The organism is Actinoplanes derwentensis, from assembly GCF_900104725.1.
In the GTDB taxonomy this organism is placed as follows: domain Bacteria; phylum Actinomycetota; class Actinomycetes; order Mycobacteriales; family Micromonosporaceae; genus Actinoplanes; species Actinoplanes derwentensis.
The window spans coordinates 1406549-1432165 of the sequence record NZ_LT629758.1 but is presented as its reverse complement, the minus strand read 5'-3'; the positions used below and the strand labels follow the sequence as shown (position 1 = coordinate 1432165).

Below are 25617 nucleotides of genomic sequence, written 5' to 3'. Positions count from 1 at the left end.
CCGCGAACGCGTACGTCTGCCCAGGCTGTTGCACATATCGCAAAGGCGGTTCGGGCACCGCCCGAACGGATTCACGTTTTCCCAGGTCACTTGCCAGCCGCTGACCATCCCGTCCGGTCGGGATGCTGGCTAGACCCAGGCGCCCAAGTCGGTCAATTGCGGGCGCTGGCCACGGCGCCCAAGGGTGGCTAATGGCCTCGACCGGCTCGGCGGTTGATCTAACGGAACCAAAGAAGAGTCCATCGCCGTAATGCCCACCCGCGGCGGGACATGGTTGAACACCTTGTGGCTCGTCATCCAGAACCTCCCAGGGTGGGCTACAAAAGGAAACCCAGGCTCTCTCGGGCCGAGGACTCGGCGGCCTCCCGGGCGGCGCGCAGCGAGACCTGGTCGCGGTCGAGGCGGCCCGGCAGTGGGTCGTGCAGGCGCGGGGTCAGCGCGAGTGTGCTCAGACCGTTCGACCAACCGTCGCGGACCTGCTGCAACGTCTCGCGGTAGCGGTGCGGGCGGCCCCGGTAGGCGGCGGCCAGCTCGGGGTTAAGCCGCCGCAGGTAACGCTCGATCACCACGTCGGCGGCGCCGTAGCCGGGCTGGGTGCCCGGCGGCCGGGTCGCCAGCACGATCGCGTGGGTGGCGCCGCGGGCGGCCGCGGTCACCACCGGCACCGCCTCCACGATGCCGCCGTCCAGCCAGCGGCGACCGCGCCACTGGACCGGCTCGCCGGCCAGCAGCGGCAGCAAGCCGGAGGCGTGCAGGCTGTTGATCAGGTCGTCGCGGTCGGCGAAATCGGTCAGGGCCTCGGCGCGCCCGGTCTCCACGTCGGTGGCGACCATGACGAGGCGGCCGGCCCAGTCGGTGCCGGCGGCGGATCCGATGTTCAGCAGGTGGTCGACGTGCTCCACGATGCGGGAACCGTCGATCACCGGGCGGCCGCGGGCGAGCCGGCGCATGTCGATGAACTCCGGGGAGGCGAAGACTTCCGCGTACGATTCGGCCATCGCGCCCGCCGCGCCCACGGCCAGGGCCGCCGCGTTGACGGCACCGGCCGACGTGCCGACGATCATGTCGACGGTGTCGAGGATGCCTTCGCGCTCGATCACCGCGGCCATCGAGGCGGAGATGATGCCGCGCATCCCGCCACCTTCGATGACCAGGGCGATCGTGGCGCCGTCGTCGTTGTCACCGGTGCGGCGGCGGTCGGTGAGGACCTGCTGGATGGTCGGGGTGCCGATCCTGCCCAATCGTACGGCCGCAGCTCTTGTCGCCTTTGCCTCTTTCTCCTGCTGGGCCGGTGGGACGGTCTGCTGCGGCACCGCCCTAATGCTGCCCTGCGCGACCGCGACCAGGGTCTCGGTGCCGTCGTCGGCGACCGCGTGCACCTCGCAGCGGCAGGACGCACGGCGGCCGGAGACACTGACGACCAGGCCCTGCGCCCGCAACGTGCGGCCGACGGCCGGGGCGAGGTAGTCGATGGTCAGGCCGGAGGTGACCACGTCCGGCCCGAGCGCCGCCCCGCCGGCGAAGGAGAGCGCGGTGTCGGCGGTGTAGGCGACGATCCCGCCGTGCACCGCCCCGCGCTGATTGGTGATCTCCGGCCGGATGTCCAGTTCGACGACGGCGCTCTGCTGGCCGAAAGAGATCAGCCGGGTGCCGAGCATCCGGGTCACCGACTGGTCGGCCAGCACCCGCTGCGCGGTGGCCAGCATGGACGATGTGCTCACGAGATTCCTCCGGACGTGGACAGGTTGTCGTGATGGGCGCCGAGTGCCCGGAAACAGAACGACCGGATCCCCTCGATCGCATCCTCCTGCTCCTCGGGTGACGGTGGCGGGCTGTCCGGGCGGATCCAGCCGACCAGGGCCTCGGAAACCGCCCCCATCACCGCGCTGGCCGCCAGGCGCGCGTCGGTCGGCACGAAGATCCGGCTGGCCAGGCCGTCCCGGATGATCTGCTCGCCGAGGTCGGTGTAGCAGCGGCGATACCGCAGGCGTTCGGCCTCGACCACCGGGCTGACCGGCTCGAACAGCAGCGCCCAGGCCATCCGGCGGCCGTGCAGCGCCCGCCCGCTGAAGATCCGGATCAGCTCGCCGAGCCGCTGCCGGGCGTCCCGGCCCGGGTCGGCCACCGCCTGGCGCACCAGGTCGACCTCGTGGCTCGCGGCGCTGCGGAACACTTCGGCGAGCAGCCGGTCGCGACTGTCGAAATACGAGTAGACCGACCCGACGCTGGCCTGACATCGGCCGGCGATCGCGGCGACAGTGGCGGCCTTGAACCCGTCGGCGGCCACCAGTGCTCGGGCCGCGCGCAGGAACCCGTCCCGCTTGTCTTCCGCGTTCTTCCTGGTCAGCGCGGTCGGCCGATAAGGCATCCGGGTGGCCCCCAAGCTCTGAATCCTGATTCAGAGCAAGGTTATGTCTTCCGCTCGGCCCGGCGGCCCCCACTGAGTCCCGGATCACGCCCGGTTGACCCCGGCCACTCTCGGGCATGGACACCGGCATGACCCAGCCGAAGAAGCGACCCAGGCTGATGACCGTCGACGGCGTCGTCTACCGCTGGCGCATCCGCCGTCGTCCCGCCATGCGCGGCCCGCTCGCCTTCGCCATCGAACGTGCCGACCGCCGCGGCACGGTCCTGCTGGCCGCCGTCCCCACCGACGGCGCCACCCCGCCCCCGGTGCCGGTCCTGGTGGCAGCGGTGATCCGCCAGGCGCGCGCCTCGGGCTGGCGCCCGGACTCCCCCGGCCCGGCCTTCCCCCTGACGGTCGACCCGAGAGCCTGGGCCCACTGACCCCGGCACAAGATTCGCCGAATCTCCACCACAAAACCGACAGCCACCATGCCGTACGGGCGACCCGCCATGCCGGGCGCAGGAAGTTCACGAGATCAACGCCGGATTTGCCAGGTCTTCCCCACGACTGCAGTCACATAGAGTCGCCATTCATTGACTCATAGCTATCCAAGCCCCAGGTGGTGGCTCCCGTGACTGCACGCACACACCCGACGAACTGCGCCAACGCCAAGAATCCCGGTTGCCGTTGCAGCTATTGCCTGGGCGCCCTGCACGGCTGGCAGGGCTGGACGAGACTGGCCCGGGCACCCCGGCATGAACGCGACGTCCGGCGCCGGGACCTCGTCGACGGGCTGGGCTGGACGAAACGCGGCACGCTACGCGCGACCCGCCGCAACCGCGCCATCCACATCGATCTGGTACGGCTGGGACTGGCCGGCACCCACGCCGATCAAGCCGGGCACCGCGATACGACAGACATCGATCACGTCGACGACCTCGGGACCAGGCTGATGGCGGAGACCTGGCCCGACGTAGCGGACGAGATCGACAAAGCCGCTCCGGACCGGGACACCGCGAAACAGATCAAGAAGACCCTGGCCGATCACGCCTGGTGCACCCTCCTGGTGGCGCTGGTCAAAGGTCTGGAGCTCATCGAGACGCTGTCCGGGCGGCTCCGCCTCTTCATCAGGGAGCAGGTCCTCGCTCGTCTGGCCGGGCCACTCGGCACCCTCGCCGCAGCCGTCACCGACATCCTGATCAACCAGGTGTGGGCGGCACTCATCGACCTCTCCCCGCTGGGTGAGCAGTCATTGCGCGCTCTACGGATCCTGGCCCTCTTCGCCTGCCCGTCGGTCGAGAGCCATCCCGACGTCTACCGCCATGCCGTCCGGCCGCTACTGGAGGACGGAACGACGCTGATCTCGGAGGAGGTCAAGACCGCCACTCTGGAGTTGTTCGCGTCGTTCTGGGCCAGGAGGGCACCGGAAGCACTGGCCTGAGAGAAGTCGCCGACGGGATTGCGGTGGGCCGTCGGTTGTAATAGAAATTGTTACCATGGCGGCGAACAGCAGGGTGACGATCGCGGCGCATGCGCTGGCGTGGCTGGAGCTGGCCCGGCGGCGGGGGCGTCCGTCACTCACGTCCGACGAGGTGGCGGCCAGCGTCAACACCCATCCGGTGATCCTGCGCCGCAGTCTCAGCGACCTTCGGCGCGCCGGGCTCGTCACCGCCCGGCGCGGGACGGGGGCCGGGTTCGCCCTGGCCCGGCCCGCTACGCAGATCACCGTGCTGGACGTGTGGGCGGCCGTCGAGGCGGAGCCGCTGCTGGCTCTGCATCACACCGAACCCAACTTGGAGTGCCCGGTGGGTGCCGGCATCCGGCCGGTGCTGGCCGATGTCTACGACGAGGCGACGGCGGCGTTCCGGGCGAGTCTGGCCCGGCAGACCATCGCCGGCGTACTGGAGAGGATCTTGACGTGATCGTGGAGCTGCGGCAGTACACGTTGCGACCGGGCCGCCGGGACGAGCTGATCGAGTTGTTCGACCGGGAGTTCGTCGAGTCGCAGGAGCAGCTGGGCATGATGGTGCTGGGCCAGTTCCGGGACCTGGACCGGCCGGACCGGTTCGTCTGGCTGCGCGGCTTCGCCGACATGACCGCCCGCCGGAAGGGGCTGCAGGACTTCTACAGCGGTCCGGTGTGGGCAGAGCACGGCCCGGCCGCCAACGCCACGATGATCGACTCCGACGACGTCCTGCTGCTGCGCGCGATCACCGCACCACCTCAAAGATCAAGAGACACGATCCAGGGCGGCCTGCTGTACGTCACCGCATGGTTCCGTGACCACCGGTTCGATCCGGAGTTCGCCGATCGGGTGCCCGGCGCGGTGGCCGCCTTCACCACCGAGTACGCCGTGAACGACTTCCCCGCACTGCCGATCCGCGAGGGTGAGCACGTCCTGGTCTGGATCACCCGCGACCCGGTGGACGTCACCGCACCGGACGGCGTGCGCGTCGAGCGGCTGCGGCTGTCCCCGACGAGCCGGTCGGCGTTACGCGGCTGACAGGCTGCTCAAGTAGCGGCGCAGGTGCCGGGCTCCGGTCCCGAGGTCGGCGGCCGGCACCCCACTGACGATCTCGTTGCGGTGACGGGCCCGGGTGATGGCCACGTTGAGCCGCCGGCGGTCCGCGGCCCGGTCCGCCGGGCCCAGGTCGGGGCCGACCGCGACGATGACGACATCCCATTCCTCACCCTGGGCCTGGTCGACGCACCTGATGTCGAGGCCGTCGTGTTTCACCGCGTCCTCGATCGCGGCGGCCTGCGCCTCGGAGAGGGTGATCACCCCGAGGGTGAGGTGCGGGCGGGTGGCCAGGTGAAACGCGATGCGTTCGGCGGTTCCGGTGGTGGTGTCGGTGACCGGGAACAGTTCCACCCCCGGGACACCGTCGCCGGTGTGCACCGGCAGCAGCCGGCCCTCGTAGAACGAGCTGTTGGCGAAGGCGATCAGGTCCGGGCGCCGGGAGCGGTAGTGCCGGCGCAGGCCGAGGACCCGGAACGCCGGGGAGTCGGCCATCACGTCCAGGATCGACACCGAACCGGCAGTCGCCGGCGGCAACTGCTCCCGGTCACCGACGACGATCACCGACGTGCCGTGGTGCACGACCGCGGCCGCGGCTCCGGGGGTGATCAGGCCGGCCTCGTCGACGATGACGACGTCGAAGTTCAGACCGGGCGGCAGGTGCCGGCTGACGTCCGCGGGCGTGCTCAGGAAGCAGGGCTTGAGGGCCTGACTGTGGTTGCGGGCGTGTTCGAGCAGTAGCCGTACCGGCAGATGGTCCTTGGTCTTCGTCGCCTCCCGGCGGATCACCGCGGCCTCGATCAGGTTGTCGCGGGGCCGCAGCTCGTTGCAGGCGGCGATGATCCGGGACGCCGCGGCGGTATGCGCCCGGCCGGGCACACCGGTCTCGTCAAGGCGCTGATGGTCGGCCCAGGCCTGCAGGACCGCGCGTTCCACGACCCGCGGCACCTGAGCGGCCGGCACCCGCTCGGTGACACAGAAGTCGACGACGCTGTCCAGGTCGAGGTCGGCACGGGCGGCGCGGTATTCGAACCACTCGTCCTGCCCGGTGGGGTCGGCCCGTAACCCGGCGATCAGCAGGCCCGCACCGGCGTACTCGTCGAGTTCGGCACGCATGTCGGCCTGCCGGCCGGGGTCGAATGCGGCGAGCAGTTCGATCCGGGCGTCGTCCCACTGCCGGACGAGCTGCCCGAACTGCGGGGTGGACACCACGCTCTGCAGCGCGTCGGCCTGCACCGGGGTCAACGGCTGGTCGAAGCCGCTGGCACCGGACCGCATCCGCGACGCCCAGTCCACGGCGGCACTGACCGTGGTGATGGCGGTGTGCTCACCCCGGTAGAGCGGACCCAGAACCGCGGCGTAGTCGGCGGCCCGAGACTGCAGCCGCTCGTAGGCGGCGTCGATCGTGGCACGAGCGTCCACCAACTGATAGGCCTCGTCGACGGTCAGGTCCCGGTTGGTCGCCTCACTGGCGATGGTGGCCGCGGTGGCGGCCGCCCGCAGCGGCGCCTGATGTGCGCGCAGCCAGGCGGCGACGTCGAGGATCGGGAAACGGACCAGGTCGGGCCGGGCCGCCGGGTTCGGTTCGGGCGCCAGCCGGGCCCGCCACTCCCGCATCCGGGTCCGGGTCCGGGCCGCGACGGCGAGCGCCACGTCGTCCGGGCCGGCGTCGCGGGCGATGTGGTTGGCGAGAGTGCCGAGGTCGGGGGTGCGGGCCCGCTGGATCGCCATCGCGGCCACGGCGAGCGCCCGGTTGATCCGGTCGAAGTCGGTGGTCCGGCCGTAGTAGTAGGCGCCGAGGACGGGTGCGTGCCGGGACTCGGCGGCGGCCAGGGCGGCGGCGGCCCGGCTCCAGGCCAGTGCCAGGTGCAGGTTCTCGCGGGCGGTCTCCGGGTCGACGTCCTCGTGGGTGACGTCGGCGAGGGTCCGCCGGTCGGCGCGGTAGGAGGGGCTGAACCGTTTCAGGCCGCGGTCGTCGGCGAGCCGGTGGGCCAGCCCTTCGACGTCGGCGCCGGGCAGGGCCGGGGTGAAGTACAGCTCGGCCGCCGCTTCGGCCTCCTTGAGCGCGACGATCGTGGCGAACAGGGTCTGCATGGCACGGCCCGCGGTGGTGTGCCCGTCGATCGACAGCCAGGAGCGTTCCGGCCGTTCCGGAGCGTGCGCCAGGTCGATGACGGCCAAGGTGGAGTCGGCGTCGGCGAACGACACGACCGGCGGCAGGCCCATCATCACGGCCAGGCCGTTCAACGACCGGGCGGCGGCCTCCAGCATCTCGGCGTCCTGCTCGAAGTAGGCGGCCAGGGAGGCGGCCTGATGCGAGGTCAGCGACCCGATCCGGATCGGCGCGACGGGCAGACTGTCCAGGGCTGAGGTGTGCAGCACCGGGACGACGTCGGTGGTCGGCAGCCCGGCCCACGGCGCGGAGGCGGCCCGGCCGGCCTGTTCCTGCATCCCGGCGAGGTCGCGCAGGTCGGCGGCGAGCCGGTCCACGGTGGCGCGGACCTCGTCCAGGCCGGTGTCGGCGGTCAGCCAGTGGTCGGGCACGTTGTCGGGTCGTTCGGCGGCCTGGGCCAGCAGCCGGGCGAGATCGGGCACCTGCCGCAGCCGGCCGATGTCGAAGGCATCGGTCAGCCGGGTGTGCGGGATGGCGACGCCGGAGAGGGCGTCGAGGGCGGACCCGGCCGCGTACAGGCGGGCGTCCAGCGAACCGCGGGAGGTGACTCCCCGCCAGGCGAACGCGCGGCCCTCGGCGGCGGGCCGCCAGTTGCGGGCCAGGGCGGCGGCGTCGGCGCGGATCGCGGCGAGCCGGTCCGGGGTCAGTGCGGCCGGGTCGAACCCGGTGGCCGGTGCGGCGGGTACGTCACCCAGGCCGGCGATCAGGTCGGCGACCTGCCGCGGTGACAGGCCCAGGGGCTGGCGCGGCAGGTCGTCGGTGCCGGTCTCGCCGGGTGCGGCCGGCACCGTCTCCAGCGCCCGGCCGAGTACCGTGGCGACCTGCCGGCGGGTGGCGTGCCGCGAATGCAGGTCCAGCAGGTACGGCCCGAGCCCGGCGTCGTGCAGGCGGTGCCGGACGCTGTCCAGGGCGGTGGTCGTCCCGCCGACGAACAGGACCCGTTTCCCGGCGTGCAGCAGGGCCCCGATCATGGTGGCGACGGTCTGTGACTTGCCGGTGCCGGGCGGGCCGTCGAGAGCGAACGACCGGCCGGCCAGAGCGGCGGCGACGGCGGCCCGCTGTTCCGAATCGGTGTCCAGCACGAGCGGAACCGATTCGGGCAGCGGTTCGTCGGTGAAGGTGAATGCCGGGGTGCCGGTGGTCAGACCGCGGATCACCGGGTGGGCCGCGACCCGGGTCTCGTTGTCGAACAAATCCCGGCCGACCGTCGCCTCACCGACCGGGAAGCAGGCGAGCACGACCTGGTCGACGGCCCCGGTCTCGGTGAGCAGTTCCGGGTAGGGCAGGTCCGGCAGGTCCAGTGCCGGGTTGGCGATCGGGTCGCCGCCGGTGTGCCGCAGTGCCGGCGGGCCGCCCGGGACGAGTTCGACCGGGACCAGCAGCAGCGGGCTGGTGTGCCGGATCCCGTCGTCGCCGGTCCAGGTGCGGAACCCGAACGCCAGATACAGGTCGTGGCCGGAGCGACGCCGCAGGTCACGCACGGTGGCGGTCAGGTCGGCGCGGGACAGGTCGGTGGAGATCGCCTCGTCGTCGAAGCCGGGGTCACCGGCGGGCTGCAGCCGCAGGGTACGCCCGGCGTCCAGCGCGGTGCGGACGTCCACGCCGTGCGGGCGCAGGATCCGGACCGTGCCCCCGGTGCCGAGTGTGAAGTCGAGCAGAGGGTCGGTTCCGGCGATTCTGATCAGGCTGTCCCGCCAGTGGCGCACGGATGCCTGCGATGAAGGTGCGGAGGTGGCGTCACTGTTCATGGCGATCCACTCCGACGTTAGGGGCTGCGCTGAGTCTCCCACTCCATCATCCGGACGATCTTGAGAACGTACGGATGACCCGGTCAGGCCCGGTAGGCGAGCACCAGCTGTAGCTCGAACCGAATCCGGGGGTCGTCCAGGTCGTCTCCGAGCAACTCCCGGAGGCGGTTCAGCCGGTAACTGACCGTCTGGGGGTGCACGAACAGCTCGCCGGACACCGCCGTACGGGAGCCCCAATGCCGCAACCAGCTGGAAAGGGTGACCAGAAGGGCCTCCCGCTGACTGTCGCGCAGCCCCGTCAGGGGTGCCAAGCGGCGGGCGGTGAGCACGGCGAGGGCGCCGGGTTCGCCGCGCAGCGCCAATGTCGCGAAATGATCATCGACGAAGACCGGCACCGGGCCCGGCCCGACCAGTTCGGCGGTCCGCTCGGCCAGACTGACCGCCTGCGGGACCTCGGTCCAGTTCAGCGCCGGGCCGACGACCGCGGCCCGGTCGTGCAGAGCCTCGGCGAGAGCCGGCCGGTCCGCGCGCGGGCCCGCCCGCAGCAGCAGGACCGCGTCGCGGCCACGTTCGGCGACCACCCCGTCCGCGCCGAACCGGAACCGGGCGTCGCGGGCCTGGTCGGCGGGGAGCAGCACCGGCACGATCACGCCGATCGACGGCCAGCCGATCCCGGCGGCGGCCTCCCGCACCACATCCGGTGAACTTCCGCCGCGCAGCAGCAGGTCCGCCACCTGGCGGCGCCGCCGGTCGCCCTCACCGGCCTGTTCCCGCAGCTGGCGGGCCAGGCCGTCGGTGCAGGCCGCGGCCAGCTCGTCGATGAACGTGTTGGTGGCGTCGGACAACTCGACGACCTCGGCGACGCTGACGGCGCGCTGTTCGTCGAGGGCGCCGGTGGCGGTGCGCAGCAGCAGGCGGCCGGCGATCCGCAGTGACGCGAGCAGGGTCTCCGGGCCGCGGTTCTCCCGCGCCTCGGCGGCGCCGAGGGCCACGAACACCTCCCGGATGCGCGGGGGCAGGGCCGGTTCGTCGGTGCCGGGCAGATCCAGGAAACGATCAAGAGCGACCTGCACGGCGGTACGGACGTCGCGCTCGAACTTGTCTCCTTTCTCATCTTCCGCGGAAAAAACGCTGATTGCCGATGCTATGTCGCGAACCGCGTCGGGCAGTCGGGGGCGCATCGCGGCGGCCAGGTCGGCGGGGACATGGAACCACGGCGGCTTTATCACGGGGTGATAAGTCACGGCCTGATTCTTGCTGATTGGCGGACGATGCTTCGTCCCCGGGTCAGGACGACGATGGTGGCGGTAAGGCCCCTGGAGACTCACGGACGGATCCGCTTGATGAAATACCGCCTCTCGCGCCAGCACGTCGTCGACATGTGCCGGACCATGCTCGATCGCGGCTACCTGAAGGCGACCGAGGGCAACGTCTCGGTGCGGATCCCCGGGCACAAGCTGTATGCGGTCACCCCCAGCAACTACGACTACGACAAGATGCGCGTCGACGACATCTGCATCGTCGACTTCGACGGCAAACACGTGCCCGACCCGGACGGCGCCGGCGGTCTGGTCCCGTCGATCGAGTGCGGCATGCACGCCAACGTCTACCGCGAGCGCCCCGACGTGAACGCGATCGTGCACACCCACCAGCCGTTCGCCTCCGCCCTCGCCTTCCTGCGCAAGCCGATCCCGGCGCTGACCGACGAGCAGGTCCGCTTCCTCGGCAAAGAGGTGGCGATCATCGACTACGCGCCGTCGGGCACCGGCTTCCTGGCGAAGAACGTGCAGAAGAAGGTCGCCAGCGGCGACAACGCGTTCATCATCGCCAACCACGGTGTGGTGGCGCTGGGCACCGACCCGGACCGGGCGGTGTTCAACATGGCGCTGCTGGAGAAGGTGTCGATCGCCTATCTGATGGCGCTGACGTCCGAGGCCGGCAAGGTCTACACGATTCCGGACACGATCCGGGAGATCGCGTTCAGCAAGCTGCGCAAGGACGAGAAGCGGATCGCCGCGCAGATCACCGAGGCCGTCGAGCCCATCCGGGTGCCTGCCGAGGAGGAGCCGGTTTCCTCCGGCGCCGTCGCGGTGCCCGCGGAGTCTGCCTCCAGTGCCGATCTCGGCTACGCGATCACCGAGTACCTCGACGTCGACGACACCATGCGCCGCCTCAAGGCCCTGGTCGCGCAGCCGTTGCGCGGGCTGCGCCACGACGCGCTGCTGGACACGCTGAACTACTTCGACACCAAGTGCACGGCGTCCAAGGAGATCACCGACCGGGCGAAGAAGTTCATCCCCGGCGGCGTCCAGCACAACCTGGCCTTCAACTACCCGTTCCCCCTGGCGGTCGACAAGGCCGAGGGCGCTTATCTGACCGACCGCGACGGCAACGTCTACATCGACTTCCTGCAGGCCGGCGGCCCGACCATCCTGGGCAGCAACTACGCCCCGGTCAACGAGCGCGTCGCCGAGGTGATCAAGGAGTCCGGGCCGGTCACCGGCCTGTTCCACGAGTACGAACTGAAGCTCGCCGAGATCATCAATCAGTACATGCCGCACATCGAGATGTACCGGTCGCTGGGTTCGGGCACCGAGGCCGTGATGGCGGCCGTTCGGGCGGCGCGGGCGCACACCGGCAAGAAGATGGTGATCAAGGTCGGTGGGGCGTACCACGGCTGGTCCGACACCGTCGTCTACGGGCTGCGTGTGCCCGGCAGCTTCCGGATGAACGCCAAGGGCATCCCGTTCGGTGCCACCGGCCGCACCCGGGAGGCGTTCCCGCACGATCTGGGCGCCCTCAAACGCAAGCTGATCGAGAACCGGGCCCGCGGCGGCACTGCGGCGATCATCGTCGAGCCGCTCGGCCCGGAGTCCGGCACCCGCCCGGTGCCGAAGGACTTCAACGCGAACGTGCGCAAGCTGTGCGACGAGTTCGGCGCGATGCTGATCTTCGACGAGGTGGTGACCGGGTTCCGGACCGGACTCGGCGGTGCGGCGGGCTACTTCGGTGTCACGCCCGACCTGACGGTCTTCGGCAAGGCGGTCTCCGGCGGTTACCCGATGGCCGGTGGTGTCGGCGGCAAGGCCGGGGTGATGTCGGTGTTCGGCTCCGGCCTGGACGGCAAGAGCGGCGCGCACATCCAGGTCGGCGGCACTCTGTCGGCCAACCCGCTGTCCTGCGCGGCCGGGTATTTCGCGATCCAGGAGATGGCCCGCACCAACGCGCCGGTGATCGCCGGTAAGGCCGGTGACCGGCTGACCCGCGGCCTGCAGAAGCTGATCGACAAGTACGGCCTGCCGTACGTCGCCTACAACCAGGGCTCGATCGTGCACCTGGAGTGCAGCGGCGTCATGCTGCTGGACATGCGCAACCCGGTCAAGCTGTTCAAGGAGAACAAGGGCCGCAAGAACCTGATGGAACAGATGGGCGCCGCGTACGCCGCGCACGGCATCATCACCCTCGCGGGCTCGCGGATGTACACGTCGATGGCCGACACCGACGAGGTCATCGACGACGCCCTGTCCCGGTTCGACCAGGTGTTCGCGCAGGTCGAGGGAGTCTGACGTTGACCATCGCGCCGCAGGTCCTGGCGATCGACCTCGGGACGTCGGGGATGAAGGCCGCGCTGGTCGCGGCCGACGGGACCGTCACCGGCTGGGCCGAGCGGCCGGTGCCGTTGATCGTGATTCCCGGCGGCGGGGCCGAACAGGACCCGGTCGCCTGGTGGGACGCCCTGGCCGAGGTGGTCGCCGACCTCGGCCGGGCGTTCCCCGAACACCTGCGGGCGGTGACGACGATCTGCTCCTCGACGCAGGGCGAGGGCACCATCGCGGTGGACGCCGACGGTAACCCGCTGACCCACTGCATCAGCTGGCTCGACATGCGTGGGGCAGGGCACCTGCGGCGGCAGTTCGGCGGCTGGCCGTCGTACGACGGTCTGTCGGTCCGCCGGATCGCGCAGTGGCTGCGGCTCACCGGCGGGATGCCCTCGGTGACCGGTAAAGACCCCGCCGCGCACATGCTGTTCATCCGTGACGAGATGCCGGACGTTTACGAAAAGACCAAAACCTTCCTCAACGTCCTCGACTGGATCAATCTGAAGTTGACCGGCCGCACGGTGGCGACCGTCGATTCGATCCTGACCTCGTGGGTGACGGACAACCGGAAGGCCCCCTCCATCCGGTACTCCCCCGCGTTGGTCTCCGCCAGCGGGATCGACGCCGACAAGTTCCCGCCGATCGTGGCCTGCACCGAGGTGATCGGCACGCTGGCCCCCCGAGCGGCCGATCACCTCGGTCTCCCCCGCGACATCCAGGTCGTCGCCGGGGCCATCGACAACACTGCGGCCGCCATCGGGGCGGGCACGACCGCCGACAACGAGACCCATCTCTACCTGGGCACCTCGTCGTGGATCGCCGCGCACGTGCCGCGCAAGAAGACCGACATCACCACCGGGATCGCGTCCATCCCGTGCGCGATCCCGGACCGCTACCTGATGACCGCGCTGCAGGCCACCGCGGGCGCCAACCTGACCTGGCTCCGCGACAAGATCGTCGAGTTCGACGACCCGATCGTCAGCGCCGGCCACGTCAGCCGCGACGAGGGCACCATCTTCGACGCCTTCGACAAGATCATCCCGATGGTTCCGGCCGGCGCCAACGGGGTCCTCTACACCCCTTGGTTGTACGGGGAACGCGCTCCCGTGGATGACCCGCACCTGCGGGCGGCGTTCCTGAACATCTCCCTCGACACCAACCGCTCGGACCTGCTGCGCGCGGTGTTCGAAGGTGTCGCCCTGAACACCCGCTGGCTGGCGAAAGCGGTCGACAAGTTTCTGGGCACCCCGGTGTCGTCGATGGTGATCACCGGCGGCGCGGCCCGCTCGGACTCGTGGTGCCAGATCTTCGCAGACGTCCTAGGCGTGGAGATCCGCCGCGACGCCAGCCCCGTGACCGTCAACGCCCGGGGCGCCGGCTGGATCGGCGCCGTCGGCACAGGCTGGATCTCGTTCGCCGACATCCCGGCCCTGACCCGCAACGATCACGTCTTCAGTCCCGGCCCCGACCACACCCGCTACCTGGAGATCTACGACATCTACCAGGACTTGCACAAACGCTTGGCGCCGGTCTACCGCCGCCTGAACCGGCAGACCTGAACCGGCCCGGGGTGATCGGCCGCCACCGGCCACCCCGGGCCCCACCACCCACGGCCGACCCTTCCCACTCCCCGCACCGTCACACCCAGCCCCGGTCTGCCCTAGCCTGGACTGCCCGCCTGCTTGGCCTGCCTGCCCCGGGCCCGCCTGCTTGGCCTGCCTGGCCTGCCTGGCCTGCCTGCCTGGCCATGCTTCTCCCGGCACGCTTGGGCCCAGCCCTCCTTGGCCTGGCCCGGCTTGTCGCCGCCCGTTCGATATCCGCTCGCCTTCGACCGTCTGAATTCGCCCGCGCCTTCCCACCGGCACTGCGATCGACGGCACCACACCACCAGCGCGACCAACACCGCCCGCGCCGCCCGCCGATCACACGACCTGATCAGCGCCGTGAAAAGCATTTACCCGAGAACGCACAGCAGGGAATGCGGCTACCTGAATCCGACAAGCGCCAAGATCACTTCGTTGGGGAGCGGCCACTTCTCCGGTTGAGAGGGTTAGACAGTTTGGCACAAAATTCTTCTTACAGTTTCCTGTTGGACTGCGGAAAAATTACATGTATGAGCCAGCCAGCGTTGTTCAGCGTCGCCGGAATGCGTGACCGCACCAAGGCTAAGAACTACTCTCCCAGTAGGGACGAGTTCCGTCGAGACCACGCGATACGGCGCGCATGGGGCCTTCAACGTCGCCACACCGAGAAACTCCACCGCATCCGTGAAAGCAACTCCATGCCCCTTTCTCCCGAGGACCGAGAGTGGCTGGCCTCTCTCACGCCCCGCACCCCGAACGCCCCTGCACCTCCGCGGAATTCGCACGCACCGGTGCCACTAAAGCCCGATCCAGACCCCGAACCGGAGCCGGAGCCGGAGCCGGAACCGGAGTCCTGGCCGAAGCCGAAGCTTGGGCCGAAGCCCGGGCAGGAACCGGAACTGAAGCCTGGGCAGGAACCGGATCCCAAACCGAGGCCGGGACCGGATCCCAAACCAGGACCGGAACCAGATCTCAAGCCGGAGCCGGAACCAGATCCGGGACCTGAGCTGGTGCTGGAGGCCAGCCGGGAGGTCGGGGCGGAGCCTCTGGCCTGCGGCGCGGCATCCACTGGTCAGCCGGTGGCCATGGCGGTGGCGACGACTTCGGGCTCGGTGCTGCAGTCCGCGGTTTCCGACCGGCGACCGGTTGGCGCGGATATGCGAACAAAGATCGTTCCCGCGCAGATCAGGCCTGTGGCGGGGACGCCGCTGCTTCGATCGGGACAAGGTGGGCTTTTATTGAATGATTATGGTGGCGGCCAGGCGCCGGTCACCGTAACACTCGACGCATTTCCGGGCGGCCATGTCCGCGGTGGTCACCGTGCGATGGCCGAGATGCAAAAGTTCGAATTATCGTTGGACTCTCCGCATTTTTTGCCAGGGTTTCCGAGAATGTTTACATCAAAGGTGATCGGAGAAGTTTATAGCCTACATGCGCGGAGTCGTGTCCGGACAATTGATGTTGCACCAATTCCGAGCCGAGCCGCCGTAATCTATCTCGCCGTGATGGTGAAGAAGCTAAATCATCGCCATGGCGGCCAGTCCCGGAAAGGCCCCGCGGCACATCACCGTCGGGCCGCTGATGAACGCCGCCGCGTCCCGAAGATCAGATGTCGACACACGACCCACCAACCGGCAACCGGCAACCGGCAACCGGCAACCGGCAACCGGCAACCGGCAACCGGCACGAGTGAACCAGCCCGTTGTCGTGGCCGGACGATAACCCTTGAACATCTGGCGTTGCGGCCGCGATCGCCGCTCGGGGCTGGCCTCGGCAGCTTCAGGCTGATGGCACTGGGTGGGTGGCCGGTGGGATGGCGGCTGTGGTCAGGCGGTTGCGGCCGGCGCTCTTGCTCTCGTAGAGCAGCTTGTCGGCCAGGTTTACCAGGTCGTCGGGGGTTTCGGCCTGGGTGGGGACGGTGGCCAGGCCCAGGGACACGGTCACTGTGATCACCTCGGTGGGGCTGATCACCACACCGGTGCGCATGATCTCGACGCGGAGGCGTTCGGCGGTGGTGACCGCGGCGGTGTGGCTGGTGCGGGGTAGCAGGACCGCGAACTCCTCGCCGCCGTAGCGGGCCACGATGTCGCCGTCGCGGACTGAGGCGCGCAGCCGGTTCGCGATCTCGGCGAGGACACGGTCGCCGGCGGTGTGGCCGTAGGTGTCGTTGACCCGTTTGAAGTGGTCGACGTCCAGCAGGATCATCGACAGTGGTTCGCCGCCCCGGTTGGCGCGGGCGCATTCGGTGCCGAGGATCTCGTTGAGGTAGCGGCGGGTGTGCAAACCGGTCAGAGTGTCGGTGATCGCGGCCCGGCGCTGCTCCTGGACCTGGCCGGCCAGTCTGGCCACTACCAGCAGGAACAGCACCGCGCAGCAGCCGGCGACGAGCAGCACGTGCGGACGGCCGCCGGTCAGGTGCTGGACGGCCAGGGTCAGCGGGGCGAGCATCGCGGCGCCGGCGAGCAGGGCGAGGCGGCCCACCGAGACGGTCTCCCCGGAGGTGACTCCCCGTTCGCCGAGCAGCCGCATCGACGGGTGTGTCCCGGCGAGCCCGAGTAGGACCGCCGCGGCGATCCAGGACGCCTCCAGGCCCCAGCCGTAGTCGTACCGGCCATGCAGTAGTTGGATCGTGTACCAGGTGTCGGCGCCGCAGTAGACCAGCAGGTAGACGCCGAAGAGCCGCAAAGACGGCAGGTTCAGGCCGCCGCCGAGCATCAGGCTCAGGCCCAGTACGAGTAGGAGCAGGTCACCGACGGGGTAGGCCATCGACTCGATGACCAGCAACAACGGTGTGGCGGCACCGGACATCGCCCGCCGGACCGGATCGATCACGAACACCCAGCTCACCAGGGACACCGATACCGCCACGATGGCGCTGTCGATGATCGCCGGCAGGGGACGGCCCGGGATCCGCCGCCGGATCAGCATGATGAGACCGGCCGCGATCAGCGGGAACCGCAGCAGGTAGGGCAGGTTCACCCACTGCATCTCGGGCAGCGGGCCGAACAGCGCCGGGTACAGTGTGAGCAGGAAGTCGCCGACGGAGTTCAGCCCGGCACCGGCGGCGATCAGCACCCACGGCAGCCGGGCGACGGGCCGGTGCTGCCGGAGTCCGAGCCAGATCGCCAGGACGGCTGACGCGGTCCCGGCGACGAACACCGCCTCGGTCACCACCGGGGGCGCGCCGGACAGCACCGCGCCCAGATGCGCGAGGATCAGGGACACCCCAGCGAGGACCGGCCACCGGATCCACGCGGTCGGCCGGTGACCCAGGCTGATGAGTGTCATGGGATCCATGATCGGGCCGCCGGGTTGCAGCGGGGGTTGCCATCCGGTTCCCGGTCACAGAAACCTGGCTGGACGCGAATCACCGCCGAACCGGCGACGCCGAAAGAACCGCTGAACCCACCACGCCGGAGAACCGCGGGCGGCAGGCTGTTCGAGAGCGACGGGCCTTAAGTTGATCATGATGGCAGTTGATCGTGAGGACGCTGCCGAGCGAAGACGCTGCCGATCCAAGAGGAGTCCGATGGTTCACCGCACCACCACCGGCCCCGCCCTGTTCCGCGGCCTGACCCGGCGACGCCTGGGCCGCCGGGACGCACTGCGGATCGGCGGCCTGTCCGCGTTCGGTGCGACCCTCACCGCGTGCGGCGTGGCCGGTACCGGACGGCCGGAGACCGACGCCTCCACCTCGGTGGCGTCATTCTGGAACGGCCTCGAACGCAACGGCCACGTCGACTTCGCGAACTGGCCGCTCTACATGGACCCGTCGATGCCGGAACTGGCGAAGTTCACCAAGCGGACCGGAATCCGGGTGAATTACCAGGAGGTCATCCAGGAGATGGGTCCCTGGTTCGCCAAGGTGCAGCCGCAGTTGTCGGCGCAGGATCCGATCGGCTACGACCTGATGGTGATCACCAACGGGATCCCGTTCGGCCAGTTCCGGTCGTCGGGGTTCCTGGCCCCGCTGGACCACACGCGGCTGCCGAACTTCGCCGCCAACGTCGCCCCGGCGTACACCACGTCGTCGTTCGATCCGGGGAACGTCTTCAGCGTCCCGTGGGCGTCCGGCATCACCGGGATCGCCTACGACCCGGCCAAGATCAAACGCCCGATCACCAGCCTGGCCGACCTGTGGGATCCGGCGTTCCGCGGCAAGGTCGGCATGATGTCGGACGTCACCGAACTGGCGAACTTCGGGCTGCTCGCCAGTGGCCTCACCCCGGCGAACTCGGGCGAGGCCGAATGGGTGACAGCGGCCAGCAAGCTGATGGAGCAGAAGGACATCGGCCTGGTCCGCAACTACTACGAGCAGGACTATCTGGACGCGCTCGGCAAGGGCGAGATCTGGATCTGCCAGGCCTGGTCGGGTGACGTCTTCCAGAAGAATCTCTCCGACGGCACGAACCTGCGTTTCGTGATCCCGCGGGAGGGCGGCACGATCTGGACCGACAGTTTCGCCATTCCGGTCACCGCCGCCAATCCGGTGGACGCCATCGCCCTCATCGACTTCTTCTACGAGGTGGACAACGCGGCCTCGCTGACCGAGTACATCAATTACGTGTGCCCGGTCCCGGCCGCCCAGCAGCAGATCCGCACCGACGCCGCGGCCCGGTCCGGTACGGCGCGGCAGCAGATGCTGGCGGTGGCCGACAGCCCGGTGGTGTTCCCGAGCGACGCCGATTACCAGAAGCTGCACTACTACGTCCAGGTCGACACCGCCCAGCAGCAACGGGAGTTCACCGGCATGTTCGAGGCGATCACGCTGAGATGACCGGGCCACAAGTGGAGACGCCGGGGCGGATCCGCTGTCACTTACGGCCACACAGCGATGACGGCGGCTAACGTTTCGGGCATGCACAGCTCAGTGAAGACCGCCGTCAATCGATTCAACCGATGTGTCGTGGCCTGGCAGGATTCGCCGCGGGTGGGGAGACTGGTGCGCCGGCGGATGACCGTGGTCACCTATTCCGGGCGTAAGTCGGGCCGCGAGTTCAGCATTCCGGTCGCCTATTTCCGGCAGCCCGGTGGTGTCCGGATCGATGTGATGATGCCGGACGCCAAGAACTGGTGGCGCAACTTCACCGGCGACGGCGGCCCGCTGTCGCTGCGCCTGGACGACGAGATCAGAACCGGTCACGCTGTGGCCCGGCGCACCGACAAGGGCCGCGTCGAGGTCACCGTCGAGCTGGCCTGAGGCCCAACCCGAAGAGGATCAAAGACCAAGACGCCTGCGGTACGCGGGATGGGCGTAGTCGTCCGGGAACAGTCCTCGTTTCTGCAGTAGCGGGACCACGAGCCGGGCAAAGTTCGGCAGGTCCACGGCGGTGTCGGCGGGCATGATGGTGAATCCGTCGGCCGCTCCCGACTCGTACCACGCCCGCAGGTCGTCGGCGATCTGCTCGGGTGAGCCGGACAGCAGACGGTGACCGGCGCCGACCGCCCCGCGCTGCACCAGGTCACGCGTGGTGCGCGGAGCCTCGGCGATCAGCGCCCGGGTGGAGACGCTGAACCCGGTGGGGAACGCCCCGTCGGGCAGCGCCGGCCCGTCCCCGCGGAACACCGCGTCGATCTTGGCGTCCTCGGCGATCCGGACGAGGCGGGCGAAGTGGTCGATGTCCAGCTAGGCGAGCGGGTCGATGTGCGGAAGCCGCCACGCGTGCCGGAAATGCCGGGGTGTCATCAGCGAGATGTTGAGGTCGAAGGTCATGCCGGCCTCCAGCCGAGCCGGGGCGCCAGGTCCCGGGCGGTGGTCGTGAGCAGTCGCAGGTGTTCGCCGAGCTCCGGCACGCCGGGCACGAAACTGACCAGCAGGTCGGTGATCTTCTCCAGGGCCGGGTCGTCCTCCAAGGCGGCGGCGATGACGCCGGGCGGCCCTAACAGAGCGTGATCAGGGTCAGCCCGTGCTGCTCGGCGAGCGTGGCCAATGCGTCGGCGGCGGCGAGTTTGCGCTGGTTACGGTCGAGAGTGATGAGGAAACGGCCGGGAATCAGGTCGGCGCGCGCGGACTGCGGCTGCCTCCAGCCGAATACGCCTGACGTGCCATGAGCAGGCACTACGCGGCCGCGAACCCAAAGACTTCAACCCCGACCGTGACTTCACGACATCGAGGGACACCAAAAATATTCGTAACCGTCGAAAGGCTATTTCAGTCCGCTAAAGCTCGGTGGCTCAGGGGGAACCGGTTGTCGTAGGGCGCGGTGTCGCGGGCGATCTGCTGAACGGTCCGCACGAAGGCGGCCACCGCGGCGGAGCGTGACCGGGCCGGCCAGGCGACCGTCAGGGTGGCCGGTTCCAGCCCTCCCACCGGGCGGTACGCGATGCCGGGCCGGGCGAAGCGGTCGGCCAGCCAGACCGGGAGGAACCAGACAGTGCTGCCCACCTCGATCAGACTGAAGATCTGCGAGTGGTCCAACGGCTCGTGATGTTCGAAAGGTGGCTTCGGCAGGCCCTGCTCGGCCGGTGAGCCCCAGGGAAGAAGTCGGCCGGCCAGGTCGGGCAGCCGCAGGCTGGTCCTCGCCGCCAGCGGGTCCGACGCAGCCAGGGCCACCAGACGCGGCCCGGTGACCAGCGGCTCGCTATCCAGGCCGCGCTCGTCGAACGGCGTCGTCACCAGAGCCACGTCGGCCCGTCCGTCGTGCAGAGCCGGTACCTGTTCGCCGTATCCACCCAGCAACAGCTCCACCGGCAAGACGTCGAAGGCGTCAAGGAGCTTCGGGAGCAGGCCGGCATCGTGGTCGGCCTTGAGCGCCAACCGCAACGCGGGCACGTCCCGCCCGGCGTGGCGGGTCCGGTTTCCGGCCGTGGCTACCGCATCCAGGGCGATCCGGGCCTCGCCCAGCAGGATCCGGCCGGCCGGGGTGAGGGCGACCCGACGGCTGGTGCGCACCAGCAACTGCACGCCGAGTTGCCGTTCCAGGTCGCGGATCGCCCGGGACAGCGGCGGCTGGGCCATACCCAGCCGTTCCGCGGCCCGCCCGAAATGCTGCTCCTCGGCCACCGCCTCGAAGTACCGGAGCTGCCGCGTCTCCAGAAGATCCATATCACCAGGGTATCGGTCGAGAGGGAGATGGTCCTTCCCCCCGGGTTGTCCCCGTCGTTGACTGGAGGTCGGTCCCGCAGCGGCGCGGGTCCGCATCAAGATTCGACAACACCAGGAGCCAGCACGTGAACGAATCCTTGAACGGCAAGGTCGTCATCGTCACCGGAACATCGTCCGGCATCGGGGCGGCGACGGCGCGACTCCTACACGAGGCCGGCGCCTACCCGGTCCTGGCCGCGCGTCGCGCCGACCGGCTCGAGGCACTGAGCAAGGAACTCGACGGTGCGCTCGCCGTCCCCACCGACGTCACCGTCCCGGAACAGGTCTCGGCGCTCGTACAGGCCACGATCGACCGGTTCGGACGGGTCGACGGCCTGGTCAACAACGCCGGCGCGGGTGCCGGATCGACGATTGACGGAACGACCCCGGAGGCGTTCCTCGACCTGCTGAACCTCAACGTGGTGAGCGTCGTGACCGGCATCCGGGCGGTACTGCCGCACATGCGGGCGGCCGGGCACGGGCGCATCGTCAACATCAGCTCGGGCGCCACCGGCTGGCCGATGGCGGGCAACGCCATCTATCCGGCCGCCAAGACGGCAGTGAACTGGCTGAGCCAGGTGGGCCGAATGGAACTGTCGGGCGACAACATCCAGGTCACATTGCTGCTGCCATCGGTCACCGACACCGAGTTCTACCCCGCGGGCGGTCTCCCGGCCGGGCTGGTCGCGCATTCGCCCGAGTACGTCGGCCGGGTGATCCTGCGGGCCCTGCGCACCGGCGAGGAGCGGATCGACATTCCGCACGGCCCCGAACAACCAGGGTTCCCCTTTGTCGGTTGAACGCTGGCTTTGCGCTCCACGAGCGATGCCCGCGGTTGGTGTCCGGGCAGACCCCGGACATCACAGCTGGTCGGAAAAGAAAGTCCGTGCGGATCTTCGCGAACTCGGCCGGCTTGTCCAGGTGCACGACATGACTCGCGGCGATCCTGTGGTAGGTGCCGTTGCGAAGCAGGGACATCGCCCGGCCTCCTCCTCGGTCATGGCGCCGTCGAGCACCCCGTCGGCGCGGACCTCGAAGTTCGCCTGAAGGAGCAGGACGGGGCAGGTGATCCGCCGGAGGGTCTCGGCGTGGTCGAAGCCCCGCTTCCAGGAGCCGTCATGAAAGGCGGCGCCGAAGCGGCGGGGCGTACTCGTCGAGCCCGCGGATGAACTGCCGGACGGTGTCGTTGCGGAGCAGACCGATCTCGACCGGGGCACCACCTCGTCGTCGGCGACCCGCACCCGGTCCAGGCGGGTGGTGCCGGAGGCGGTGAGCCGCTGCCCGACCGCGTCGAAGTCGTCGAGCCGCTGCACACCCTCCCGGTCGGCGAACGGGCCGATGTCGATGATCCTGGTCGCGTCGGTGCGTTCCTCGGCACTGAGCTTGAGCGTGTTCAGTGACAGGAAACCCGGCTGCGCGTTCGCGGTGAACGACGACGCCTGCAGGAAACTGGCGAGCGGCTTCGCGAACTTGACCACCGCCGCGCACCGGATCGCCGCTCGCACCCGTGGCGGCAGCCGCTTCACCGCCACGGGTGACGGCGAAGCCGATCCCCGCCGCGAGCAGGACCGCGAGCACGGAGGCTCCGGCCATGAGGGGGCCACTTGCGACGGCCGGACTCGGCCGTCGCGATGGAATTTCGGAGGTCGGACATTGATGTCTCCCCCATGTCGCCGCGTGCCGTAGGCCATAAAGACCACAGGGAAGATAGGACTAAAACTCCACGAGATCATCGCGGTGGCCAGCCTCAACACCTGGCCCGTCCGGGCCCAGCACGCCCCACTCGTCAGCCGGATCGGAACACCCCGCACCGAACTCGCCACCAGCATCGTGTGCGGACAGGAACTCGTCGGCGCCGGTATCAGCGACGTCCGGCGCTACCCCGACCACTACCTCAGCCACCCGAACCACCTCAGGATGGACCTTCGACGGCCGGATCGGCTGGGTCAGCGACTGGGGACTCAACAAGTCACTCGCCGTAGCCGCCGTCGACCCCACCACCGAAACCGTGATCACCGCACTCATCCCGGCGCCGCACCTCGACCGCGCCGAAGTCCCACTGGAGAACGTGCTGGCAGCTCAGAGCATCACCGACTGGCGTGAAGTCGACCTCGCCCACAGCAGCGACGCCAAACCCCACCACTTCGGGCTCACCACCGCCTGGCGCCCACAGATCGACCACCTGCGCGCCGACGCCTACGGCCTCACCGACACCCACGGCCCACTCGACGAAAGTCTCACCATCATCAACATCACCGAGGGCCTTGGGTACGTTGACCCGCGCGCTCGTGGCCGCCCGCTCCGGCCGCGGCCTGGCCACCGACGACATCGCCCAACTCCACGCCCGCTCAGCCCTGTTCCTCCTGGTCCAAAGCCAATCAGCGACGGTACGCGAAACCCAGCTCCACCACTACGCGTCCGCCGCGCCCCTCGTCACGCCGTCCGCCGCGCCCCTCGTCACGACCTGAACAGCCGCGCCACCTCGGTCGCCACCGCCGGGGACATCACCGGCTCCCACGCCGCGAACAGCTCGGTGAAATAGTCGCGATGCGCGGCCAGCGACGCCGCATCATGCTCCAGCACGTCCAGCTCGTTCACCACCGACAGATCCACGAACGGCGTCACCTGCCAATCCGCCAGCCGCGTCACCCCACCGGTGAACCGATCCGTCACCCGATGCGTCGCCGCCAGCTCCGGCCAGCTCTTCTTCCGATCACAAGCCCCGTACAGATAGACCAGCTCCTCAGCATCCGGCCCGATCAACTCGGACAACGTCAGCCGGTCCTGCCAGAAGACCAGAGCCAGATCAAATCCGTCCGTCCCGTACGCCGCATGCGTCAAGCCCGCCGCCTGCACCCCCGCGTCGTGACCGATTCCGGCCAGCCGCTCCTCCACCCGGCACAGGTGCGCATAGAGCGTCCCACCCGGATGCGTGACACTCTCCGTGCCACGCTCACGCAGCCACTCCCGGACGTTCGTCATGATCCAAACCTAGGTGTTCCCCCGCCCAACGAACAGCTTGACGATAAACAGTTGCTGTGTATCCACCCCACTGACAACCTCGACCAATGGGAGCACTCGACGCCGTCGCCACCCGGGTAGCCGCCGGCGAAACGGTGACCTTCCGACCCCGCGGCGGCTCCATGACACCCTTGGTCAACAGCGGCGACCCGGTGACTGTCGGCCCCGTGGACCCGGCCCGTGTCGAGGTAGGCGACATCGTCCTCGTCCGGGTGTCCGGCACCACCTACCTGCACCTGGTTTCCGCCGTCGATCACCGCCGGGCCCGAGTCCAGATCAGCAACAACCACGGCCGAGTCAACGGCTGGACCAGCCACCACCGAGTCCACGGCCTCTGCCTGACAGTCGCCGGCCGCCCCCGCCCCCGAACAGCCGGCAAACAACCCCACCCCGGGATCCGTAACCGAACGTCACAGTCCCCCACCCCGGCTACCCGCGGCGACTTCAACTCCGATCCGCACCCAGCGTGGTGAAGCTCGAAGCGTTTTGTCACTTCCTGCGGTGACCCGCACACCCCGTAGACCATCCTAGGAGGATGGGCTGATAGGCCTTCTCCGGTGGTCGGCCGTATCGATTCCCGGCGAATCTCTGAAGTCTCGCCGCGCCGTGCCGACTTCTACGGCCATGGCTCGCTTCGTGACCACCACCTACCCTGCCGTCGATCCGCGGGAGCCCGTCGTCAAGGTCGCACAGGGCCAGGGCCGCATCCTCTACCCGCCGAAACCACCGGAGGAGACCACCGAGACGCCCTTGGATGCCGCTACCGCCGAGGCGTTGCCGCAGATCGAGGCTCCTTCACACGCCGAACCACCGGCCGAGGCCTCCGCGGAACCACCGGCAGCCGAGCTCCCCGTCGGGCCCCTGGCAGGAGAGGCTCCCGTCGCGTCACCGGCAGGCGAGTGGGGCGAAGCGTTCCCCGAGAGCTGATCAAAAGGTCGACACGACGTCGCGGGTGAAAGGCCGACCAAGCGGCACCGGACGATATGTGACCCACGTCGCAACTGTCACAGGCCAGCGGCCTGTTCTGTCTGAGAGGGCAAGCAACGGACAACGGCTAAGGAGCCCGTCATGCAAGCTCGTCTCGACTTCTTCAACAACCCGGTCGCCGCTAAGATTTTCAAGCACCTCTCCGCGGCCGGGGCGGCGCTGAAGGACGCCGGACTGCCGGATTCGACGAGGGAGCTGGTGCTGTTGCGGGCCAGCCAGATCAACGGGTGCGGGTTCTGCGTCGACATGCATACCAAAGAGGCGCTGCACGCCGGCGAGACCGGGCAGCGTCTGCACCTGGTGGCGGCCTGGCGGGAGGCCACGGTGTTCACCGACGCCGAGCGGGCGGCGCTGGAGCTGACCGAGCAGGGCACCCGGCTCGCCGACGGGGCCGGTGGCGTTCCCGACGAGGTGTGGGAGCGGGCCGCCAAGCACTTCACCGAGGATCAGCTCGTCGCTCTGATCTCGTCGATCGCGGTGATCAACGCGTTCAACCGGTTCAACGTGATCGTGCAGCAGCCGGCGGGGTGGTACCAGGTGGGCCAGAAACTGTGACG

At 69.3% G+C, this 25617-nt stretch carries 26 protein-coding genes; 14 read left to right on the top strand and 12 right to left on the bottom strand.

Translation table 11 applies throughout. The features are described from left to right. Positions 1 to 317 precede the first annotated feature (317 nt). Both BLU81_RS06365 and BLU81_RS06360 read right to left on the bottom strand, forming a co-directional pair. Positions 318 to 1721, bottom strand: coding sequence for a patatin-like phospholipase family protein (locus BLU81_RS06365; RefSeq protein WP_157751327.1), 1404 nt, complete (start codon positions 1719 to 1721; stop codon positions 318 to 320). Then, positions 1718 to 2368, bottom strand: a complete 651-nt coding sequence (locus BLU81_RS06360) for a TetR/AcrR family transcriptional regulator (protein WP_092542483.1) — start codon at positions 2366 to 2368, stop codon at positions 1718 to 1720. The genes BLU81_RS06365 and BLU81_RS06360 overlap by 4 nt, the downstream gene beginning before the upstream one ends. Positions 2369 to 2496: 128 nt before the next feature. On the opposite strand from BLU81_RS06360, the gene BLU81_RS06355 reads away from it, so the two are divergent. From BLU81_RS06355 to BLU81_RS06340, 4 genes are all read left to right on the top strand, one after another. Continuing rightward, complete coding sequence (locus tag BLU81_RS06355; protein WP_092556678.1) at positions 2497 to 2787, top strand: hypothetical protein; 291 nt, start codon at positions 2497 to 2499, stop codon at positions 2785 to 2787. Between the two features lie 191 nt (positions 2788 to 2978). Continuing rightward, complete coding sequence (locus BLU81_RS06350) at positions 2979 to 3788, top strand: hypothetical protein (RefSeq protein ID WP_092542481.1); 810 nt, start codon at positions 2979 to 2981, stop codon at positions 3786 to 3788. Positions 3789 to 3843: 55 nt separating this feature from the next. Beyond that, positions 3844 to 4269, top strand: coding sequence for an Rrf2 family transcriptional regulator (locus BLU81_RS06345; RefSeq protein WP_092542479.1), 426 nt, complete (start codon positions 3844 to 3846; stop codon positions 4267 to 4269). Further along, positions 4266 to 4850: an NIPSNAP family protein gene (locus tag BLU81_RS06340; protein ID WP_092542477.1), complete on the top strand. Its 585-nt coding sequence runs from the start codon at positions 4266 to 4268 to the stop codon at positions 4848 to 4850. The genes BLU81_RS06345 and BLU81_RS06340 overlap by 4 nt, the downstream gene beginning before the upstream one ends. On the opposite strand, the gene BLU81_RS06335 is transcribed toward BLU81_RS06340, so the two are convergent. Further along, the gene (locus BLU81_RS06335) at positions 4839 to 8786 is read right to left on the bottom strand and encodes an AAA domain-containing protein (protein ID WP_092542475.1); all 3948 of its coding nucleotides are present in this window, start codon (positions 8784 to 8786) and stop codon (positions 4839 to 4841) included. The two genes, BLU81_RS06340 and BLU81_RS06335, sit on opposite strands and share 12 nt — an antisense overlap. A gap of 83 nt (positions 8787 to 8869) precedes the next feature. Further along, a complete protein-coding gene (locus BLU81_RS06330) occupies positions 8870 to 10030 on the bottom strand; it encodes a PucR family transcriptional regulator (protein WP_231954227.1) in 1161 nt (386 codons plus the stop codon). Positions 10031 to 10129: 99 nt separating this feature from the next. Between BLU81_RS06330 and BLU81_RS06325 the strand changes: the two genes are divergently transcribed. Then, positions 10130 to 12352 (top strand): aminotransferase class III-fold pyridoxal phosphate-dependent enzyme, encoded by a 2223-nt coding sequence (locus BLU81_RS06325; RefSeq protein WP_092542473.1) that lies wholly within the window; start codon positions 10130 to 10132, stop codon positions 12350 to 12352. 2 nt (positions 12353 to 12354) lie between these two features. Further along, positions 12355 to 13944, top strand: coding sequence for a xylulokinase (locus BLU81_RS06320; RefSeq protein WP_092542471.1), 1590 nt, complete (start codon positions 12355 to 12357; stop codon positions 13942 to 13944). A 1803-nt stretch (positions 13945 to 15747) separates the two neighbouring features. Here the strand turns inward: BLU81_RS06320 and BLU81_RS06310 are convergent. Further along, positions 15748 to 17256: a GGDEF domain-containing protein gene (locus tag BLU81_RS06310; protein ID WP_092542469.1), complete on the bottom strand. Its 1509-nt coding sequence runs from the start codon at positions 17254 to 17256 to the stop codon at positions 15748 to 15750. A 241-nt stretch (positions 17257 to 17497) separates the two neighbouring features. Between BLU81_RS06310 and BLU81_RS06305 the strand changes: the two genes are divergently transcribed. Then, positions 17498 to 18745: a polyamine ABC transporter substrate-binding protein gene (locus tag BLU81_RS06305; RefSeq protein WP_092542467.1), complete on the top strand. Its 1248-nt coding sequence runs from the start codon at positions 17498 to 17500 to the stop codon at positions 18743 to 18745. Positions 18746 to 18826: 81 nt separating this feature from the next. Further along, a complete protein-coding gene (locus BLU81_RS06300; protein WP_092542465.1) occupies positions 18827 to 19168 on the top strand; it encodes a hypothetical protein in 342 nt (113 codons plus the stop codon). A gap of 18 nt (positions 19169 to 19186) precedes the next feature. Here the strand turns inward: BLU81_RS06300 and BLU81_RS06295 are convergent, their stop codons facing one another. Next, entirely contained in the window at positions 19187 to 19534 is a 348-nt protein-coding gene (locus tag BLU81_RS06295) for an LLM class oxidoreductase (protein ID WP_197686138.1), read from the bottom strand. Positions 19535 to 19677: 143 nt separating this feature from the next. Beyond that, the gene (locus BLU81_RS06290; RefSeq protein ID WP_197686137.1) at positions 19678 to 19821 is read right to left on the bottom strand and encodes a hypothetical protein; all 144 of its coding nucleotides are present in this window, start codon (positions 19819 to 19821) and stop codon (positions 19678 to 19680) included. Between the two features lie 53 nt (positions 19822 to 19874). Between BLU81_RS06290 and BLU81_RS51415 the strand changes: the two genes are divergently transcribed. After that, the gene (locus BLU81_RS51415) at positions 19875 to 20009 is read left to right on the top strand and encodes a hypothetical protein (RefSeq protein ID WP_269460996.1); all 135 of its coding nucleotides are present in this window, start codon (positions 19875 to 19877) and stop codon (positions 20007 to 20009) included. 110 nt (positions 20010 to 20119) lie between these two features. Here the strand turns inward: BLU81_RS51415 and BLU81_RS06280 are convergent, their stop codons facing one another. Next, complete coding sequence (locus BLU81_RS06280) at positions 20120 to 21013, bottom strand: LysR family transcriptional regulator (RefSeq protein WP_092542461.1); 894 nt, start codon at positions 21011 to 21013, stop codon at positions 20120 to 20122. A 125-nt stretch (positions 21014 to 21138) separates the two neighbouring features. On the opposite strand from BLU81_RS06280, the gene BLU81_RS06275 reads away from it, so the two are divergent. After that, a complete protein-coding gene (locus BLU81_RS06275) occupies positions 21139 to 21852 on the top strand; it encodes an SDR family NAD(P)-dependent oxidoreductase (protein WP_197686136.1) in 714 nt (237 codons plus the stop codon). A 60-nt stretch (positions 21853 to 21912) separates the two neighbouring features. Here BLU81_RS06275 and BLU81_RS06270 read toward each other — a convergent pair whose 3' ends face one another. The 3 genes from BLU81_RS06270 to BLU81_RS06260 all read right to left on the bottom strand — a co-directional run bounded on the left by BLU81_RS06270 (position 21913) and on the right by BLU81_RS06260 (position 23270). Further along, positions 21913 to 22530, bottom strand: coding sequence for a hypothetical protein (locus BLU81_RS06270; protein ID WP_157751325.1), 618 nt, complete (start codon positions 22528 to 22530; stop codon positions 21913 to 21915). A 235-nt stretch (positions 22531 to 22765) separates the two neighbouring features. Beyond that, positions 22766 to 22954, bottom strand: coding sequence for a hypothetical protein (locus BLU81_RS06265; RefSeq protein ID WP_157751323.1), 189 nt, complete (start codon positions 22952 to 22954; stop codon positions 22766 to 22768). Positions 22955 to 23021: 67 nt separating this feature from the next. Then, positions 23022 to 23270: a hypothetical protein gene (locus BLU81_RS06260; RefSeq protein WP_092542455.1), complete on the bottom strand. Its 249-nt coding sequence runs from the start codon at positions 23268 to 23270 to the stop codon at positions 23022 to 23024. 46 nt (positions 23271 to 23316) lie between these two features. On the opposite strand from BLU81_RS06260, the gene BLU81_RS06255 reads away from it, so the two are divergent. Next, complete coding sequence (locus BLU81_RS06255) at positions 23317 to 23520, top strand: hypothetical protein (protein ID WP_092542453.1); 204 nt, start codon at positions 23317 to 23319, stop codon at positions 23518 to 23520. Here the strand turns inward: BLU81_RS06255 and BLU81_RS06250 are convergent. After that, positions 23510 to 24034: a DUF6817 domain-containing protein gene (locus BLU81_RS06250; protein ID WP_092542451.1), complete on the bottom strand. Its 525-nt coding sequence runs from the start codon at positions 24032 to 24034 to the stop codon at positions 23510 to 23512. The two genes, BLU81_RS06255 and BLU81_RS06250, sit on opposite strands and share 11 nt — an antisense overlap. An 86-nt stretch (positions 24035 to 24120) precedes the next feature. On the opposite strand from BLU81_RS06250, the gene BLU81_RS06245 reads away from it, so the two are divergent. The 3 genes from BLU81_RS06245 (at position 24121) to BLU81_RS06235 (ending at position 25615) form a co-directional block, all read left to right on the top strand. Further along, the gene (locus tag BLU81_RS06245; RefSeq protein ID WP_157751321.1) at positions 24121 to 24546 is read left to right on the top strand and encodes a S24/S26 family peptidase; all 426 of its coding nucleotides are present in this window, start codon (positions 24121 to 24123) and stop codon (positions 24544 to 24546) included. A gap of 163 nt (positions 24547 to 24709) precedes the next feature. Beyond that, entirely contained in the window at positions 24710 to 25000 is a 291-nt protein-coding gene (locus BLU81_RS06240; RefSeq protein WP_157751319.1) for a hypothetical protein, read from the top strand. Between the two features lie 141 nt (positions 25001 to 25141). Beyond that, a complete protein-coding gene (locus BLU81_RS06235; protein WP_092542447.1) occupies positions 25142 to 25615 on the top strand; it encodes a carboxymuconolactone decarboxylase family protein in 474 nt (157 codons plus the stop codon). Positions 25616 to 25617 lie beyond the last annotated feature (2 nt).